Source organism: Mixta gaviniae (genome assembly GCF_002953195.1).
Classification (GTDB): Bacteria; Pseudomonadota; Gammaproteobacteria; order Enterobacterales; family Enterobacteriaceae; genus Mixta; species Mixta gaviniae.
This window is the reverse complement of the sequence record NZ_CP026377.1, coordinates 3375056-3393162: the sequence shown is the minus strand read 5'-3', so window position 1 is coordinate 3393162 and position 18107 is coordinate 3375056. Positions and strand designations below refer to the sequence as shown.

Genomic DNA, 18107 nt, shown 5'->3' with positions numbered 1-18107 from the left:
GTACAATCCGCGCCGTTGGTCTACCTTCTTTTTTAGCGGCGCAGCGCGCGCTGGCGTTAAAAGGCAGGATGCCAACGGCGGGTAGCGAACCCGTTTCAGGTTAACTGTTTGTTATGGCTGAAGAATAAAACAGGGCGCCGCCCCGCTATTCAGGCCGGCGACTTATGCCTTATTGCTAAGCCTTGGTTCCACCAGGAGAGTTCTGTCATGGTTCAAACTACCACCCGGTCATCGAAAGGCCTGGGTATATGGTGCATATTGTTGGGTCTGGTGCTGCTTGCTACCGGCCTGTTCTTTGCGATCGGCGGCGGCAAGCTTGCGATGCTTGGCGGCAGTAAATACTTCCTTATTGCCGGGATCGTCACCATTCTGTCCGCGATTCAGTTTTTCCGACGTAAAGCATCGGCGGTATTGCTGTTCGCGCTGGTGTTTATCGGCTCGCTGATTTGGGCGCCGATTGACGGCGGCTTCGATTTCTGGCCGCTGGTATCGCGCCTGATGGTGCCGACCGGCTTTATGATCCTCGCGTTGCTGACGCTGCCGGCGCTGCGCAAGCGCGAAGGCAAGGCCTCTGCGGCGAAAGCGGCCTGGGGCGCCAGCGCCGTGCTGGCGGTGGCGATGGTGGCGACGCTGGTGCAGATGTTCCAGCCGCACCCTCCCGTCGCGTTTGACGGCCAGCCGCTGCCGCTGGTGCCGGTGGACAAGGCGAACGCGCAGAAAGACTGGGAGAACTACGGCAACACGCCTGGCGGCAGCCGCTTTGTCGCCCTCGATCAGATCACCCGCGATAACGTTAAAGATCTGAAGGTCGCCTGGACTTTCCGTACCGGCGATGTGCCGGACAGCCCGACCGGCAATGGCGCAGAAGATCAGCAAACGCCGCTGCAAATCGGCGATCGCATCTATATGTGTACGCCGCATAACAACGTGATTGCGGTCGATGCCGACAGCGGTAAGCAGATCTGGAAGCGTGAAATCAACGCGCAGGCGGAAGTCTGGAACCGCTGCCGCGGTCTGGCTTATTTCGATATCAACAAGCCGCTGCCGCAGCCGACGGTGCCCGGCTCTACGCCGATTGCGCCGGTCTCGCTGCCGGCGGGGGAAAGCTGTCAGCGTCGCCTGCTAATGAACACTATCGACGCGCGCCTGATCGCCATCAATGCCGATAATGGCGAGCTGTGTCAGCAGTTTGGCGACAAAGGAACAGTCGACCTGAAAGCGGGCCTCGGCGACGCGCAGGATCCGAAATATCAGCTGACCTCCGCGCCGACCCTGGCGGGCACTACCGTAGTGGTGGGCGGCCGCGTTGCGGATAACGTGCAGACCGATATGCCGGGTGGCGTACTACGCGGGTTTGATGTGATCACCGGTCAAATGCGCTGGGCGTTCGATCCGGGCAACGACAACCCGAACGCGGCGCTGCAGGCGGGGCAATCCTACGCGCGCAGCACGCCAAACTCCTGGGCGCCGATGTCCTGGGATCCGGCGATGAACACCGTATTCATCCCAATGGGCAGCTCCTCCGTTGACCTGTGGGGCGCCAACCGCACGCCGCTGGATCACAAGTACGGCGCCTCTATCCTGGCGCTGGACGCTACCACCGGTAAAGAGAAGTGGGTCTACCAGACGGTGCATAATGACCTGTGGGATTTCGATATCCCGATGCAGCCGAGCCTGATCGACTTTCCGCAGAAAGAGGGCGGCAGCAAGCCGGCGGTGGTGTTTGGCACCAAGGCGGGACAAATTTTCGTGCTGGATCGCCTGACCGGCAAGCCGCTGACGGAAGTCAAAGAGCTGCCGATGAAGCCGGGTACTATCCCGAACGAGCAGTACACCAAAACGCAGCCGCACTCCACCGGCATGCCGCAGATCGGCGCGCAGACCCTGAAAGAATCCGATATGTGGGGCGCAACGCCGTTCGATCAGCTGGTTTGCCGCATCAGCTTTAAATCGATGCGTTATGACGGGCTGTTCACCGTGCCGGGCACCGATAAATCCCTGAGCTTCCCCGGCTCGCTGGGCGGCATGAACTGGGGCAGCCTCTCTACCGACCCGAACAATCATTACATTTTCGTCAATGATATGCGTCTGGGCCTGTGGGTGCAGATGATCCCGGCCAACACCGATGCCATTTCGCGCGGCAGCAACGGCGGCGAAGCGATCAATACCGGCATGGGCGCGGTTCCGCTGAAGGGCACGCCGTACGCGGTGAATAAAAACCGCTTTATGTCGCCGCTGGGCATTCCGTGCCAGGCGCCGCCGTTCGGCACCCTGTCGGCGGTCGATCTGAAAACGCAGAAGATCGTCTGGCAGGTGCCGGTCGGCACCGTGCAGGATACCGGTCCATTCGGCGTGAAAATGCGGATGAAAATGCCGATCGGCATGCCGACGCTGGGCGGTACGCTGGCGACGCAGGGCGGGCTGGTGTTTATCGCCGGAACGCAGGATTACTATCTGCGCGCCTTCGACAGCTCAACCGGCAAAGAAGTGTGGAAAGCACGTCTGCCGGTCGGCAGTCAGGGCGGGCCGATGAGCTATGTCTCGCCGAAAACCGGCAAGCAATACATCCTGATTTCCGCAGGCGGCGCGCGTCAGTCGCCGGATCGCGGCGATTATGTGATTGCTTACGCGCTGGATGAACAGGCGGAGAAGAAATAACGATAGCCTGTAATATGAAAGGCCCCGCAAGGGGCCTTTTTTATGCCGTTATTCGCCTTCTTTCCACAGCGCCTTGAGTTCAGGCGGCGCCAGGCTGTCGGGAATGACAATCACAATGTCGCCGGCGTGCTGCTGCGTTTGGTAACTGATCTGGATGCGGTAGTAGTACTGGTCGCCGCGCCCGGACTGCACCGGCTGGTCAGCCGGCTCGCCCAGCGGCAGGGAGTGGCGCAGGATCTCGCACACCCGCTCCTTCTGCGGATTCGGCAGCTGGCCCAGCTCGATGCGCCGCTGACCGGCTAACTTCGGGATATAAGCAAAACCGCCTTCGCGCGCCAGATCGATCACGGCGTCGTCGGTCAGTTCCGGTAGCTGTTTCATGATAAAACGCCCGTTTCTTTCCATGCCTCTTCAATCGCCTGCGCCGTCGCGGTATTAAAGCGCGACTCGGCGTGACGGATAGTAAACTGAGCAAAGGTTTCGAAATCGGCGTCCTGCGGCAGCGCTTTATCGCACACGGTATCATACCAGGCGCGTCCCGCCAGTTCCCATGCGTAGCCGCCCAGCGATTTCGCCGCCAGATAAAACGCCCGGTTAGGAATACCGGAGTTCAGGTGAACCCCGCCGTTATCCTCACGCGTTTTAATATAGTCGCGCATATGCGCCGGCTGCGGATCTTTGCCCAGCATAGGATCATTATAGGCGGTGCCCGGCTCTGACATCGAACGCAGGCCGCGTCCGTTAATCCCTTCCGCCAGCAGCCCTTCGCCGATCAGCCAGTCGGCCTGATCCGCGGTCTGCTTGCGGTGGAACTGCTTCACCAGCGAGCCGAAAACGTCGGAGATCGATTCATTCAGCGCGCCCGCCTGCTCAAAGTAGATCAGGCCCGCTTCGGTTTCCGTTACGCCGTGCGCCAGTTCGTGCGCCACCACGTCGATAGCGATGGTAAAGCGGTTGAAGATTTCACCGTCGCCGTCGCCGAACACCATCTGCTGCCCGTTCCAGAAAGCGTTCTGGTACTCCTGGCCGTAGTGGACGGTGCCCCTTAGCGTTAGCCCCTGGTTATCCAGCGAGTTGCGCTGATACGCTTGCCAGAAGAAATCATAGGTGACGCCGAGATAGTCCCAGGCTTCGCGGGCGGCGATATCGTTGTTATCGGGCTGGCCCTCTTTCCGCACCAGGGTACCGGGCAGGCTTTCGGTATTTTGCGCATCGTAAATTTCGCGATCGACATGACCGCCGGCGGCGTTTTTCGGCGCGGTGGGCTTCTGCCAGTTATGCGCCATCAGATGCTGAACGTGGGTCAGGGTGCGGCGGGCATAATCCTGCTGGTGGCCCGAACCATTATCGATAATTTTTCGCAGGATATAGGGAGGAATAACGGAGCTGACGGGTTTATGCTGCATTGTGGCTCTCCTTAGGCTGAAATAACCCTTATTGATGAAAGCTGATCCTGCTAAGTGTAGTCCAGATATTCCCAGGGTCTGGCCTCGCGCTGCGATCGTTTATTTATTAAAAATGCTAATGTTATGCGCGATCGTCATAGAGCCGGGGATGATGGGTGCTGAGCGCCGGCTGCATCTTATGCGCGTTAACGCGCCGCACCGATTCCCGTACCGCCAGTTTCCCCTGCAGCAGCAGATTGCAGGGCGGGGCGGTGGGGCGCAGCAGCCTGCGCTGCAACAGCTGAATCGCCTCGACGCCCAGTTCGTCACGCGGCACCTGCACCGAGGTTAACGGCACATCGTGGATCTCCGCCAGGTTTGAGCTGTCGGTACTCATCACCGAGATATCGCCCGGCACCGACAGGCCCAGCTTGTTGACGGCGGCGACCGCGCCCATCGCCATAAAATCACCGCCGGCGAGGATGGCGCTCGGCCAGCGGCGGCGATCGGGCAGGGCGCTGAGCCAGCTGGTCACCGCCAGCTCCGCCTCTTCCGCGCCGAAGCCGGCGGTAGTGACCAGGTGCTGCCCCGCGTCAAAGATAAGGTTTTGCCGCGCCCAGGCCTGGCGAATGCCCGCCAGGCGCAGCTCCATGGTGTTGCGCCGCAGACACTGCAAATTAAGGATCTCGCGGTGCCCCTGCTGAAATAAATAGCTGGCAGAAAACTCGCCGATCAGCTGGTGATCGGGGGAAACGCTGTCGAGGCGCATGTCGCGGTCGCTGCAGTTGATCAATACGCAGGGCTTATTCAGATCTGCCGCCAGCGAATGAATATGCGGATCGTCGATGCCGATAATCAGCGCCGCCTGGGTGTGCGGATGGTTCATCTTTTCGACAAACAGCGCGCTGTCGCTGCGCTCCTCTTCCAGCCCGCAGGAGCTGATGCGCATCTCATACGGCCTGAGCGCGTCGATTATGCTCTGGATCACCTTGTAGTAAAAAATGTCGCTGCGCACCGAAAAAGCGCGCGGCGGCGCGAAAATTACCAGGTTGTTCAGCATCAGCCTGCCCTGCGACAGATCCTGCAAAATGCCGTATTGACGCGCGCAGGCCATCACCTTCTGGCGGGCCGATTCGCTGGTGTTGGCTTTGCCCGCCAGCACGCGCGAAACGGTACTGATCGACAGCCCGGTTTGTTGAGCAATCAGGGTAATTTTTAACTTTCCATTCATTTTGTGATCCCCTTCAAATCAGCGCATGAAAATTTTTTCATCAGCGCCGCATGGCCCGCTGTTAAGGAACCAGCCCCTGTTGCTGGCGATAATTCGCCTGCGAATGAAAATTTTTGCAAAAAACGCGATTCCCCCCGACGGCGCGGCTGGCTAGTCTGCAACGGTGTCCCTGGCGGGCAGGCGTAGAGCCTCACTATGCTAAGGGTGCGCCAAAAAAAGCAACAGATAATCATAGGGTTAAGCTGGTGATAAGGCTCTTTTGTGAAAGCCGTCGCATTGCACCGCTGTTGTAGCCTTCGATACCCCCACTGAAGCGCCCCGTGGGCGCGCCGTCACAGAGACGGCGATGGAGAAGACAGATGAGTATTGAAACCGAACAGACCGCCGCAGCCCGCCCCGCCCGTAAATTCAAATCGCTGCGCTGGTGGATGCTGGCGCTTTTCCTGCTGGGCATCACCATTAACTACATTACCCGCAACTCGCTGGGGATTCTGGCGCCGGAGCTGAAGGTCAGCCTGAATATGACCACCGAACAGTACTCCTGGGTGGTGGCGGCATTCCAGCTCGCCTATACGCTGTTTCAGCCGCTCTGCGGCTGGCTGATCGACGTGATTGGCCTGAAAACCGGCTTTCTGATCTGCGCCACTGTCTGGGCGCTGGTCTGTATGCTGCACGCCGGAGCGGGAAGCTGGATCCAGCTGGCGCTGCTGCGCTTTTTCATGGGTGGCGCCGAAGCGGCCGCCACGCCCGCCAACGCCCGCGCCATCGCCGACTGGTTTCCGAAAAGGGAACGCCCCGTCGCCGCCGGCTGGGCCGGGGTGGGTTTCTCCATCGGCGCGATGCTGGCGCCGCCGATTATCGTCGTCGCCCATCTGACGCTGGGCTGGCAGGGCGCCTTTCTCTTTTCCGGCGCGCTGGGGCTGGTCTGGGTGGTGTTGTGGTGGCGCTTCTACCATGCGCCGCAGCAGCACCCGAACCTCAGCCAGCAGGAGCTGGATCTGATCAATGAAGATAACGAGCCGGATCTGCCGAAACTGCCGTTTTTCACCTCGCTGGCGCGTCTCTGTCGCGAGAAAAAATTCTACGGCATCGCCATTCCCGCCTTTCTCGCCGAGCCGGCCTGGGCGGTATTTAGCTTCTGGGTGCCGCTCTATCTCGCCACCGAGCGCGGCATGGATCTGAAACAGATCGCGCTGTTCGCCTGGCTGCCGTTCCTGGCGGCCGATATCGGCAGCGTCGCCAGCGGCTATCTCACTCATCTCTACCGCAAATGGTTCGGCTTCCGGCGCATCAATTCGGTGATCGCCAGCTCCGTGACCGGCGCGTTTCTGATGCTGTCGCTGACGCTGGTCGCCGTCACCAAAGATCCGTTTCTGGCGATCGCGCTGATCTCCATCGGCGGCTTCGGCCATCAGGTGATCTCCTGCATGCTGAGTGCGCTGGTGGTGGAGTCTTTCGACAAAAATCAGATGGCGACGGTTAACGGCATGCGCGGCTCCTGCGCCTGGATCGCCAGCTTCCTTTTTTCCCTGCTCATCGGCGCGGTTTCTGACACCGTCGGCTTCGGCCCGCTGTTTGTGGCGATGGGCTTTTTCGACCTTATCGGCGCGCTGTTCCTGATCGCTCTGCTGGCCGAGCGCGGCGCCAAAAAACGTTAAATGCTGGAGTGGATATGAAGACGTTAAAGAACTGGACGCTGGCGGGGACATACGCCGACAGGATCGAGCTACGGGTCGACGAGCGGCATCTGTTTTGCCTCTATGTGCTGAAGGAGTCGCTGTTCCGTATTCTGATCAAACGCAACGGCGAGCTGGCGCTGGATCGCACCTGGAGTATCGCGCCGCAGGAGGATGTGCCCTGGGAAGGACGCGATCGCCTGAGCGTGGCGGGCTTCAGCCTGCCCGGCTATCACCTGGAAACCGGTGATGACCGGCTGATCGTTAGCAGCCAGCGCCTGCGCGTCACGGTGCATCAGCCGCTCTGGCTGGCGTGGGAGTATCTGGATGCACAGGGCCAGTGGCGGCCGCTGGCCGAAGATCGCCGCACCAGCGCCTATCTGCTGAAGACGCATGGCGACGGCGTGGCGCACTATCAGCGCCGCTTCGCCGACGATCGCTACTACGGGCTGGGGGAGAAAGCAGGCGATCTTGAACGCAGCGGACGCCGCTTTGAGATGCGCAATCTGGACGCGATGGGCTATAACGCCGCCAGCACCGATCCGCTCTACAAGCATATCCCGTTTACCATTACCCGCCGCGAGCAGGTCAGCTTCGGCCTGTTTTACGACAATCTCAGCAGCTGCTGGCTCGATCTTGGCAACGAGCTGGATAACTACCATCAGCCTTACCGGCGCTATCAGGCGGAGGCGGGCGATCTCGACTACTACCTGCTTTTCGGCCCGCGCGTGCTGGATGTCACCCAGGCTTTTGTGCGGCTGACCGGCAAAACCTGCTTCGGGCCGAAGTGGAGCCTGGGCTACAGCGGCTCTACCATGCACTACACCGATGCGCCCGACGCGCAGCGTCAGCTGCAGCAGTTTATCCAGCTCTGCCGTCAGCACGCTATTCCCTGCGACGCTTTCCAGCTCTCTTCCGGCTACACCTCTATTGGCAATAAGCGCTACGTGTTTAACTGGAATTATGACAAGGTGCCGCAGCCGCGCCAGCTGAGCGCGGCGTTTCATGAGGCGGGTCTGCGGCTGGCGGCCAATATCAAACCCTGTCTGCTGCAGGATCATCCGCGCTACGCCGAGGCGGCCCGGCAGGGGCTATTTATCCGCGATTCTGAAACGGATGCGCCGGAGCGCTCCTGCTTCTGGGACGATGAGGGATCGCACCTCGATTTCACCAATCCGGCAGCCATTCGCTGGTGGCAGCAGGGCGTTACCACACAGCTGCTGGAGATGGGCATCGACTCCACCTGGAATGACAACAACGAGTATGAGATCTGGGATGGCGAGGCGCGCTGTCACGGCTTCGGCCGCCCCGTGGCGATTAAGCATCTGCGCCCGGTGATGCCGCTGCTGATGATGCGTGCTTCGCTGGAGGCGCAGCAGCGTTTCGCGCCGCAGCGGCGGCCTTATCTGATTTCGCGCTCCGGCTGCGCCGGTATGCAGCGCTATGTGCAGACCTGGAGCGGCGACAACCGCACCAGCTGGCAGACGCTGCGTTACAACATTCGCATGGGGTTGGGGATGAGCCTCTCCGGGCTGTATAACGTCGGCCACGATGTCGGCGGTTTCTCCGGCGACAGGCCGGATGCGGAGCTGTTCGCCCGCTGGGTGCAGAACGGCGTGATGCATCCACGCTTCACCATTCACTCGTGGAACGACGACGGCACGGTAAACGAGCCGTGGATGTATCCCGGCGTAACCGACATCGTGCGCGAGGCGATCCGCCTGCGCTATCGGCTGCTGCCCTATTTTTACACCCTGCTGTGGCAGGCCAGCGTCGACGACGAGCCGATGCTGCGGCCCACCTTCCTGGATCACGAGCAGGATGCGCAGACCTGGCAGGAAACGGACGATTTCCTGATCGGCCGCGATCTGCTGGTGGCGAGCGTAGTGGAGCCGGGGCAGCGTCAGCGCCGGGTCTGGCTGCCGGATAACGGTGTGGGCTGGTACTGCTTCTGGAGCGGCCAGTGGTACGGCGGCGGGCAGTGGATCACCCTGGAGGCGCCGCTGGAGCGGCTGCCGCTGCTGGCGCGCGCCGGCGCCGGGCTGCCGATGTCGCAGCGCATGGCGCATGTGGACGCGGCGGCGGACGATCGGCGCGCGCTGCGCTTGTTCCCACTCGCATCAGGGGAGAGCGAAGGGCTGCTATTTGAGGATGATGGTGAAAGCTACGGCTGGCGCGACGGCGATGCGCTCTGGCTGCGCTGGCGCATGACCTGCGACGCGACACACATTGCGCTAAGCGTGGAGCGGGAAGGGCGCTATCAGCCCGCGTGGCGGCAGCTGGAGGTGATACTGCCGCCCGGTGAGCCTCGCACACTGTGGATCAACGGCGAGCCGGCTTCGGTCTGGTATCTGTAGCGGAAAAGCAGATGAAAAAAGCGCGCTTTCGGCGCGCTTTTTTATGGCGTAACGGAGGCGTTTACCCGAGGCGCGCGATAAACAACGCTAAGCGCGCTTTTTACGCGTTTTTTTCAGCGGCGTAACCGCCTTCACTTCGCTTTCCACCCAGCCATCCTGCAGGCGGGTTTGCAGTGTATCACCCGGCTGAAGCTGACCGGCGGTTTTCAGCACCTCGCCGCCGTCGGTTTGCGTCACGCTGAAGCCGCGCGCCAGCGTCGCCAGCGGACTGACCCCTTCCAGATGCCCCGCCAGCGCGCCGAAGCGCTGTTTCTCATCGCCCAGCCGCTGCCGCATCGCCTGTGCCAGGCGATAGTGCCACTGCTGCAGCTGCTGCTGCGCGCGATTGATATTACCCTGCGGCTGCCGGGCGTTCAGGCGCTGCGTCAGCCGATCCTGCTGGCGCGCGGCGTTGCGCAGGCGCAGCTGCAGCGCCTCGTCCAGACGGCGCTGCAGACGGAACAGCGCCGTCTGCTGACGCGCCAGACGCAGCTGCGGATGCTGCTGCTGCAAACGATGCTGCAGGCGGGTAAAGGCGCGCTGCTGCTGGGCCAGATAGTAGTCCATCGCCATCTCCAGCCGCGTCTGCTGCGACTGCAGCTGGCGCAGCAGCTCCACCTGATTGCGGCTGACGATCTCCGCTGCGGCGGAAGGGGTCGGCGCGCGCAGGTCGGCGACGAAATCGGCGATGGTGACGTCGGTTTCATGGCCGACGGCGCTGACGATCGGGATACGGCTGGCGAAAATCGCCCGCGCCACCCGCTCGTCGTTAAAGCTCCAGAGATCCTCCAGCGAGCCGCCGCCGCGCCCGACGATCAGCACATCACACTCGCTGCGCAGGTTGGCCAGCTCGATGGCGCGCACAATGGCCGCAGGGGCATCGTTGCCCTGAACCGCCGTCGGATAGATGATCACCGGCAGCGAGGGATCGCGCCGATGCAGCACGCGCAGCACGTCGTGCAGCGCCGCGCCGGTGGCAGAGGTGATGACGCCCACCTGGCGCGCCGGTTCGGGCAGCGGCTGTTTATGCTGCTGCTCAAACAGCCCTTCTGCCGCCAGACGCTGCTTCAGCTGTTCAAACTGCTGCTGCAGCAGGCCTTCGCCCGCCGGGTGCATGCTTTCAACAATCAGCTGATAATCACCGCGCGGCTCGTAGAGCGTCACCGTGGCGCGCACCAGCACCTGCTGGCCATGCTGCGGACGGAAGGTGACGCGCCGGTTGCTGTTGCGGAACATGGCACTGCGCACCTGAGCGGTATCATCTTTCAGCGTGAAGTACCAGTGGCCGGAAGCGGGCTGGGTAAAGTTGGAGATCTCGGCGCTGAGCCAGATCTGGCCCATCTCGCCTTCCAGCAGCTGACGCACCGTGGTGTTAAGGCGGCTGACGGTAAAAATATTGGCGGAAGGCGGTAGCGACATGTGATGAGGATCAAATAATAAATCAGCGAGTTAATTCATCGATACTACATGCCTGAAGCAGGGGATCAAGACATTTTCTGAAAAAAAGCTGGAGGCAACCGATTACGCCCTGTATAATGCCGCGGCAATATTTTATCTGTTCTCATTCACCCCAGGTTGAGATATTGCCATGCTACGAATCGCTAAAGAAGCACTCACTTTTGACGACGTTTTGCTCGTTCCTGCTCACTCCACTGTACTGCCTAATACGGCCGACCTCAGTACCCAACTGACCAAAACCATTCGTCTGAACATTCCAATGCTCTCTGCCGCCATGGATACCGTGACCGAAGCCGGTCTGGCTATCGCGCTGGCGCAGGAAGGCGGGCTGGGCTTTATCCACAAAAATATGTCCATCGAGCGCCAGGCGGAAGAAGTGCGCAAGGTGAAAAAACATGAAAGCGGCGTCGTGACCGATCCGCAGACCGTGTTGCCGACCACTACCCTGCGTGAAGTGAAAGAGCTGACCGAGCGCAACGGCTTCGCCGGCTATCCGGTCGTAACAGAAGATAAGCAGCTGGTCGGGATTATCACCGGCCGCGACGTGCGTTTCGTGACCGATCTCAACCTGCCGGTTACTGCAGTGATGACGCCGAAAGAGCGTCTGGTGACGGTTAAAGAGGGTGAAGCACGCGAAGTCGTGCTGCAGAGAATGCATGAGAAGCGCGTGGAAAAAGCGCTGGTGGTGGATGACAGTTTCCACCTGCTCGGCATGATCACCGTAAAAGATTTCCAGAAGGCGGAGCGTAAACCGCTGGCCTGTAAAGATGAGCATGGCCGTCTGCGCGTTGGCGCCGCGGTCGGCGCGGGTGCCGGCAACGAAGCTCGCGTTGATGCGCTGGTCGCGGCGGGCGTCGACGTCCTGCTGATCGACTCCTCCCACGGCCATTCCGAAGGCGTGCTGCAGCGTATCCGTGAAACGCGCGCCAAATACCCGGATCTGCAGATCATCGGCGGCAACGTCGCCACCGGCGCGGGCGCGCGGGCGCTGGCCGACGCGGGCGTAAGCGCGGTGAAAGTCGGCATCGGCCCTGGCTCGATCTGCACCACCCGTATCGTAACCGGCGTCGGCGTGCCGCAGATCACCGCGGTGTCTGACGCGGTTGAAGCGCTGGAAGGCACCGGCGTGCCGGTGATCGCCGACGGCGGCATCCGTTTCTCCGGCGATATCGCCAAAGCGATCGCCGCAGGCGCTGCCTGCGTGATGGTCGGCTCAATGCTGGCCGGTACGGAAGAATCCCCGGGCGAAATCGAACTCTACCAGGGCCGCGCGTTTAAATCCTATCGCGGTATGGGCTCGCTGGGCGCGATGTCCAAAGGCTCTTCCGACCGCTACTTCCAGAGCGACAACGCGGCGGACAAGCTGGTGCCGGAAGGCATCGAAGGACGCGTCGCCTACAAAGGTCGCCTGAAAGAGATCGTGCATCAGCAGATGGGCGGCCTGCGCTCCTGCATGGGCCTGACCGGCTGCGCCACCATCGACGAGCTGCGCACCAAAGCGGAATTTGTGCGCATCAGCGGCGCCGGCATTTCAGAAAGCCACGTGCATGATGTGACCATCACGAAAGAGTCGCCGAACTACCGCATGGGATCCTGATCCCCTTATTTTCTCGCCCGGCAGCCGCCGGGCGCTTTTATTTATCAGTCTATCGCTCTGGAATTGCCTTAATGACGACGGAAAATATTCATAAGCACCGTATTTTAATCCTCGATTTTGGTTCGCAGTATACCCAGCTGGTGGCGCGCCGCGTACGCGAGCTGGGCGTGTATTGCGAACTTTGGGCCTGGGATGTAACCGAAGCGCAGATCCGTGAGTTTAAGCCGAGCGGCATCATTCTTTCCGGCGGCCCGGAAAGCACCACGGAACTCGACAGCCCGCGCGCGCCGGAATATGTCTTTAACGCCGGCGTGCCGGTGTTGGGCGTCTGCTACGGCATGCAGACCATGGCGATGCAGCTGGGCGGCAAGGTGGAAGGTTCCAGCGAGCGCGAGTTCGGCTATGCGCAGGTAGAAGTCAGAACCGACAGCGCGCTGGTGCGCGGTATTGAAGATTCCATCAGCGCTGCCGGCCTGCCGCTGCTGGACGTCTGGATGAGCCACGGCGACAAGGTGACGGCGATCCCGTCCGACTTCGTGACCGTCGCCAGCACCGAAACCTGTCCGTTCGCCATTATGGCCAACGAAGAGAAGCGTTTCTACGGCGTGCAGTTCCACCCGGAAGTGACCCATACCCGTCAGGGTCTGCGTATGCTGGAGCGCTTCGTGCTGGATATCTGCGAGTGCGAAGCACTCTGGACGCCGGCAAAGATCATTGAAGATATCGTTGAGCGTCTGCGCGAGCAGGTTGGCAACGATAAAGTGATCCTCGGCCTCTCCGGCGGCGTTGACTCTTCCGTGACCGCCATGCTGCTGCATCGCGCCATCGGCGACCGTCTGACCTGCGTCTTTGTTGACAACGGTCTGCTGCGTTTGAACGAAGCAGAGCAGGTGATGGATATGTTCGGCGACCATTTCGGTCTGAATATCATCCATGTGCCGGCGGAAGCGCGCTTCCTGGACGCGCTGGCAGGCATCGACGAGCCGGAAGCCAAGCGTAAAACCATCGGTCGCGTATTTGTAGAAGTCTTCGACGAGCAGGCGACCAGCCTGACGGAAGTGAAGTGGCTGGCGCAGGGCACCATCTACCCTGACGTGATCGAATCCGCCGCCTCCGCCACCGGCAAGGCGCACGTGATTAAATCACACCACAACGTTGGCGGCCTGCCGAAAGAGATGAAGCTGGGCCTCGTTGAGCCGCTGAAAGAGCTGTTTAAGGATGAAGTGCGCAAGATCGGTCTGGAGCTGGGCCTGCCGTACGATATGCTTTATCGCCATCCGTTCCCGGGCCCGGGGCTGGGCGTGCGAGTACTGGGCGAAGTGAAGAAAGAGTACTGCGATCTGCTGCGCCGCGCCGACGCCATCTTTATCGAAGAGCTGCGTAAAGCCGATCTCTATAACAAGGTGAGCCAGGCGTTCACCGTCTTCCTGCCGGTGCGTTCCGTCGGCGTGATGGGCGACGGCCGTAAATATGACTGGGTAGTGTCGCTGCGTGCGGTAGAAACCATCGACTTTATGACCGCGCACTGGGCACACCTGCCGTACGATTTCCTCGGCCGCGTCTCTAACCGCATTATCAATGAAGTCAACGGCATCTCCCGTGTGGTTTATGATATTTCCGGTAAGCCGCCGGCCACTATTGAGTGGGAATAAAGGTGACCTCAACTCTCTGTTTTTTCTGTAAGTAAAAACAGAGAGTAATTTTTGCTGCGCCTTCAATCACCGTGGTCATGGTGCAGAACAGACGTCATCAGAAAAGCATATCGATACCCTGTTTGGTTAGTGAATGCTGACAGGGTATCGATAATGCTTATCCGCGCAGAGAAAGCCGTGACTGGCGGCAGTGGTGATTCAGAGACACATAAAGTGCCTGCGATAACTGAAGCGGCAACTCACCGATCATCCCCCGAGCCTTAATTAGACAGGCTTCGCTGACAATATCCCGTTCACCACGCTACGCCCCTGCATCCCGTTACCGACAGGCTGGTATTGCCACGCCCCCTGCATCCCGTTACTGACAGGTTGGCATTGCCACGCTACGCTACGCTAAGCCCCTGCATCCCGTTACTGACAGGCTGGCATTGCCACGCCGCAAGCCTGCTCATTCAGGGCGACGACGCTCATCCACCAATGACTGCGTCGTGGCACTCCCTTTAACTCATTACCCTGTGTTCGCTTGCAACAGATAACCATCGCGACCAAAGCAGTGATGTCATGCTTTCCCGGAACAGGCCAGGCCCCGACAGAATGCAGCCAGCCCGCCGTCAGGAAAAATGATTTACGTGCCCCGGCAGGGTGAACTGCTGAGGCACGCCACGGAATTGGGTCCATGGTTAACCCCTGCGCCGCCTGTCGCTTCAGCTGCTTAAACGCGCCATTTATGTGAGGGGTCAGCGCAGCAAACGGAAAGTCTCACGGACATGTTCGGTGAGGACTGCCGGGTTTTCCATGGCGGCGAAGTGGCCGCCGCGATCGGCTTCAGCGAAGAACCGCAGATCGGCGAAACGCGCCTGCGCCCAGCGCCGTGAGAGGCGAAGCAACTCGTCTGGGAACATGCTTATGCCCGCAGGGGTGGGGACGGCAGAGCCAGGGCTTTGCTTTCGCATCTCGCTCATCCCCTCCCAATAGAAGCGGACCGAGCTTGGGCCGGCATTGGGCAGCCAGTACAGCATGATGTCATCGATCAGGGCGTTGAGATCGATTGCCCTTTCCGGCTCTCCGCCGCTGTCAGAAGCGTCCTGAAACAGCGCGTATATCCAGGCTGCCAGGCCAACAGGGGAATCGGCGAGGGCAAAGCCTACCGATTGCGGCCGGGTGCTTTGCACTTTCATATAGCCCGAAAGTTCCTGCTCGTAACGTTGCGCATCAGCCAACATGCGCTGCTCTTCAGCGGTGGCCTGCGCGATTTCATCCTCGGTCGGCCGATACATCACCATGTTCAGGTGAATGCCGATCAGGCCAGGCGGGCACAGGTGTCCAAGGGCGGTCGTCACGGCCGCGCCCCAGTCGCCGCCCTGGGCGGCCCAGCGCTCGCCATACCCCAAACGGGCCATGAGTTGCGCCCAGGCGTTGGCGGTTTTACCCACGCCCCATCCCGGAGAAGAGGGCTTATCGCTAAAACCAAAGCCCGGTAGCGCAGGGATAACCAAATGGAACGCATCGCAGGCTTGCCCCCCATGGGCTGTAGGGTTGGTAAGGGGGGCGATCATCGCCCTGAATTCAAGAATGGAGCCAGGCCACCCATGGGTCATCAGCAAAGGAAGGGCGTCGGGATGGGGGGAGCGAATATGCAGGAAGTGAATGCCGAGGCCGTCGATTTCGGTTCGGCTGCTGTTCCACTGGTTGAGCTGGGTTTCTGTGGCGCGCCAGTCATACTCTTGTTGCCAGTGTTCAACTAGCGCGCGAAGACGCCCGAGCTGCGGCCCCTGGCTGTGATCGGATACGGTTTCCGCATCTGGCCAGCGGGTTTGCGCCAGACGCCGGGCCAGATCATCGAGTTGCGCCTGGGGAATGTGAATGGGGAAGGGCTCGACAGGGTGGGTCATTGTTTGGTTCCTTGTAGACAGGTAGGGGCCAGCGTGTCGCGGACGGAAGCCCACTCCCGTTGGCCGTAGCGATCGTTATCCAGGTTGAGCAGCATGCCGCGGCCACTCATCATATTTCGCAGGCAATGCCTCTCCTGCCAGGCGGGAAAGAAGGTTTTACACGCCCGTTGCGCGATGATGACCTCTCTAAGCCATTAACAAACCCTCATCGGTAAGTTGTAGACCATGACGTCGCCGGGATCCAAATTCAAAGGTGACAGACAGTGGCGATGCAGCGCTTATCCAGACAACGATTTATCGGGCTGATCGCGGCGTTCAGCCTGAGCATTGGCGGCCTGTTGGCTCTGTTAATCAAAGGCGTCCTGTAAAGAGAAGATGGGGTTCCACGCCGTAGCGACAAACTCTCCCCGGGCTTATGGCGCTTCCCCTGATAAGCCCGCTCTGTTACCGCTATTATTCTTATGAACACAATAGCTTGATAAATAATGACTTTTTCTTAAACCGCTCAAAATGCCCACTCATTGCATTTACTTATTTAAATGTATAAATATAATTACCGGCACCTTTACATGATGGACAGCGGTTCTATGACTCAGAAAACACTCTTTACGCCACTTCAGCTTGGCGAATTTACCCTACGCAACCGTATTGCGCTTCCTCCGTTGACGCGCTGCCGCAGCGAGCAGCCGGGCAATATCCCGGGCGATATGATGGTGGAGTACTATCGTCAGCGCGCCAGCGCCGGGTTTATGGTCACCGAAGGCACGCAGATTGAGCGCGGGGACAGGGATACGCCTGGACGCCGGGCATCCACAGCCAGGCGCAGATTGCCGGCTGGAAAAAAGTGACCGAGGCGGTGCATCAGCAGGGCGGCACGATTTTTTGCCAGCTTTGGCACGTTGGGCGCGTTTCTCATCATGAGCTGCAGCCAGAAAAACAAGCGCCAGTCGCCCCTTCCGCCGTACCTGCTGAAGGCGTCCGCGTTTTTATTGAAACCGGGCCTGGCGCCGGGATGCTCACCGCGCCCAGCGTTCCGCGCGAACTCACCACGCAGGAAGTCAAAGAGATCGTCGGGCTTTACCGTCAGGCGGCGGAAAATGCCAAAGAAGCCGGCTTTGATGGCGTTGAGCTTCACTCAGCCAATGGCTATCTGATTAACCAGTTTATTTCTGAACACACCAATTTCCGTACCGATGAGTATGGCGGCTCCCTGGAGAACAGGCTGCGTTTTCTGAAGGAAGTGATCCTCGCCGTAAGCGCCGTTTTTGGCAGTGATAAAGTGGGCGTGCGCTTTGCACCGCTTTTCACCAGCACGGATGAAGAGCGCGTTTATCTGGGGCTGGTGGAGAGCGATCCTCATGCGACCTATATTACCGCTGCGCAAATGTTGGATGCGCTGCAGGTCGGCTATCTTTCGATTGCCGAAGCGGACTGGGACAATAGCCCCGATCTGCCGGAAACGTTCCGCGTGGCATTGCGTGAGGCGTTCCGTTCTCCCATCATGTATTCGGGCCGCTATACCCGGGAGAAAGCGGAGTACGTGCTGAGCCAGGGCTGGGGCGACTTCTTTGGATTTGGCCGTACCTTTATCGCTAATCCCGACCTGCCGGCAAGGTTCAAACAAAATGTCGGCCTGAATCCTGTAGACAGCGCTTCGCTATATGGCGGCACCCATAAAGGATATACTGACTACCCTGTTTATCGTTCCTGATCCCCGTGAGGCTGCATGTCACCTGAAAATGCCATGAAATTACTGTCCAACTCTACACGTCTGTCAGTACTGAAATGGCTGAAAAATCCAGGTGAAGCCTTTGCCGGCTACACGCAGCTTTATGATTACGATATGTATGGCGTCTGCGCCAGCCTCATTCAGGATAAGGCCGGGCTATCTCAACCCGCCACGTCGCTGTGCCTGAAGATGCTGCACGATGCGGGGCTGCTTGAAGCGAGCAAGGTGGGTAAATGGACCTATTACCGCCGCTGCGAGCCGCGTATTAAAGAGGTGACATCCGCGCTGGGTGATTTCCTTGAGGAGCTGTAAACCGGCCTGACGCCCTTACCGGGCGCATCGGCCGTATAAGTTCCCCGGCTGCGTTGCCAGCCGCAGCATCAACGAAGAACGGCATCTCCCGCGTCGTCTACGGTATCTCCGGCAAGCCGTC

Annotated in this window: 11 protein-coding genes and 1 pseudogene; 7 read left to right on the top strand and 5 right to left on the bottom strand. The window is 60.0% G+C overall.

The annotated features are described in order from the left end of the window. Window positions 1–207: 207 nt before the first annotated feature. On the top strand, window positions 208–2658 hold the full coding sequence (locus C2E15_RS15855) for a glucose/quinate/shikimate family membrane-bound PQQ-dependent dehydrogenase (RefSeq protein ID WP_104958225.1): 2451 nt from the start codon (window positions 208–210) through the stop codon (window positions 2656–2658). A 48-nt stretch (window positions 2659–2706) separates the two neighbouring features. On the opposite strand, the gene C2E15_RS15850 is transcribed toward C2E15_RS15855, so the two are convergent. From C2E15_RS15850 to C2E15_RS15840, 3 genes are all read right to left on the bottom strand, one after another. Continuing rightward, window positions 2707–3039 carry a protealysin inhibitor emfourin gene (locus C2E15_RS15850; RefSeq protein ID WP_104958224.1) on the bottom strand — a complete coding sequence of 111 codons (333 nt, stop codon included), beginning with the start codon at window positions 3037–3039 and terminating at the stop codon, window positions 2707–2709. Beyond that, window positions 3036–4064: a M4 family metallopeptidase gene (locus tag C2E15_RS15845; protein ID WP_104958223.1), complete on the bottom strand. Its 1029-nt coding sequence runs from the start codon at window positions 4062–4064 to the stop codon at window positions 3036–3038. The genes C2E15_RS15850 and C2E15_RS15845 overlap by 4 nt, the downstream gene beginning before the upstream one ends. A 121-nt stretch (window positions 4065–4185) precedes the next feature. Further along, the gene (locus C2E15_RS15840; RefSeq protein ID WP_104958222.1) at window positions 4186–5274 is read right to left on the bottom strand and encodes a LacI family DNA-binding transcriptional regulator; all 1089 of its coding nucleotides are present in this window, start codon (window positions 5272–5274) and stop codon (window positions 4186–4188) included. A 359-nt stretch (window positions 5275–5633) separates the two neighbouring features. Between C2E15_RS15840 and C2E15_RS15835 the strand changes: the two genes are divergently transcribed. Both C2E15_RS15835 and C2E15_RS15830 read left to right on the top strand, forming a co-directional pair. Continuing rightward, a complete protein-coding gene (locus C2E15_RS15835; RefSeq protein WP_104958221.1) occupies window positions 5634–6932 on the top strand; it encodes an MFS transporter in 1299 nt (432 codons plus the stop codon). A gap of 14 nt (window positions 6933–6946) precedes the next feature. Then, window positions 6947–9307: a glycoside hydrolase family 31 protein gene (locus C2E15_RS15830; RefSeq protein ID WP_104958220.1), complete on the top strand. Its 2361-nt coding sequence runs from the start codon at window positions 6947–6949 to the stop codon at window positions 9305–9307. Window positions 9308–9394: 87 nt separating this feature from the next. Here the strand turns inward: C2E15_RS15830 and xseA are convergent, their stop codons facing one another. After that, window positions 9395–10765: an exodeoxyribonuclease VII large subunit gene (gene xseA / locus C2E15_RS15825; protein WP_104958219.1), complete on the bottom strand. Its 1371-nt coding sequence runs from the start codon at window positions 10763–10765 to the stop codon at window positions 9395–9397. A gap of 169 nt (window positions 10766–10934) precedes the next feature. On the opposite strand from xseA, the gene guaB reads away from it, so the two are divergent. Next, window positions 10935–12401, top strand: coding sequence for an IMP dehydrogenase (guaB, locus tag C2E15_RS15820; RefSeq protein WP_104958218.1), 1467 nt, complete (start codon window positions 10935–10937; stop codon window positions 12399–12401). A gap of 71 nt (window positions 12402–12472) precedes the next feature. After that, window positions 12473–14053 carry a glutamine-hydrolyzing GMP synthase gene (gene guaA, locus C2E15_RS15815; RefSeq protein WP_104958217.1) on the top strand — a complete coding sequence of 527 codons (1581 nt, stop codon included), beginning with the start codon at window positions 12473–12475 and terminating at the stop codon, window positions 14051–14053. 737 nt (window positions 14054–14790) lie between these two features. Here the strand turns inward: guaA and C2E15_RS15810 are convergent. Beyond that, the gene (locus tag C2E15_RS15810; protein ID WP_104958216.1) at window positions 14791–15945 is read right to left on the bottom strand and encodes an epoxide hydrolase family protein; all 1155 of its coding nucleotides are present in this window, start codon (window positions 15943–15945) and stop codon (window positions 14791–14793) included. A 587-nt stretch (window positions 15946–16532) separates the two neighbouring features. Here C2E15_RS15810 and C2E15_RS15800 point away from each other — a divergent pair. Next, a pseudogene (locus C2E15_RS15800) lies at window positions 16533–17656 on the top strand (alkene reductase). Window positions 17657–17671: 15 nt separating this feature from the next. Then, window positions 17672–17986: an ArsR/SmtB family transcription factor gene (locus C2E15_RS15795; RefSeq protein ID WP_104958215.1), complete on the top strand. Its 315-nt coding sequence runs from the start codon at window positions 17672–17674 to the stop codon at window positions 17984–17986. Window positions 17987–18107: the final 121 nt, after the last annotated feature.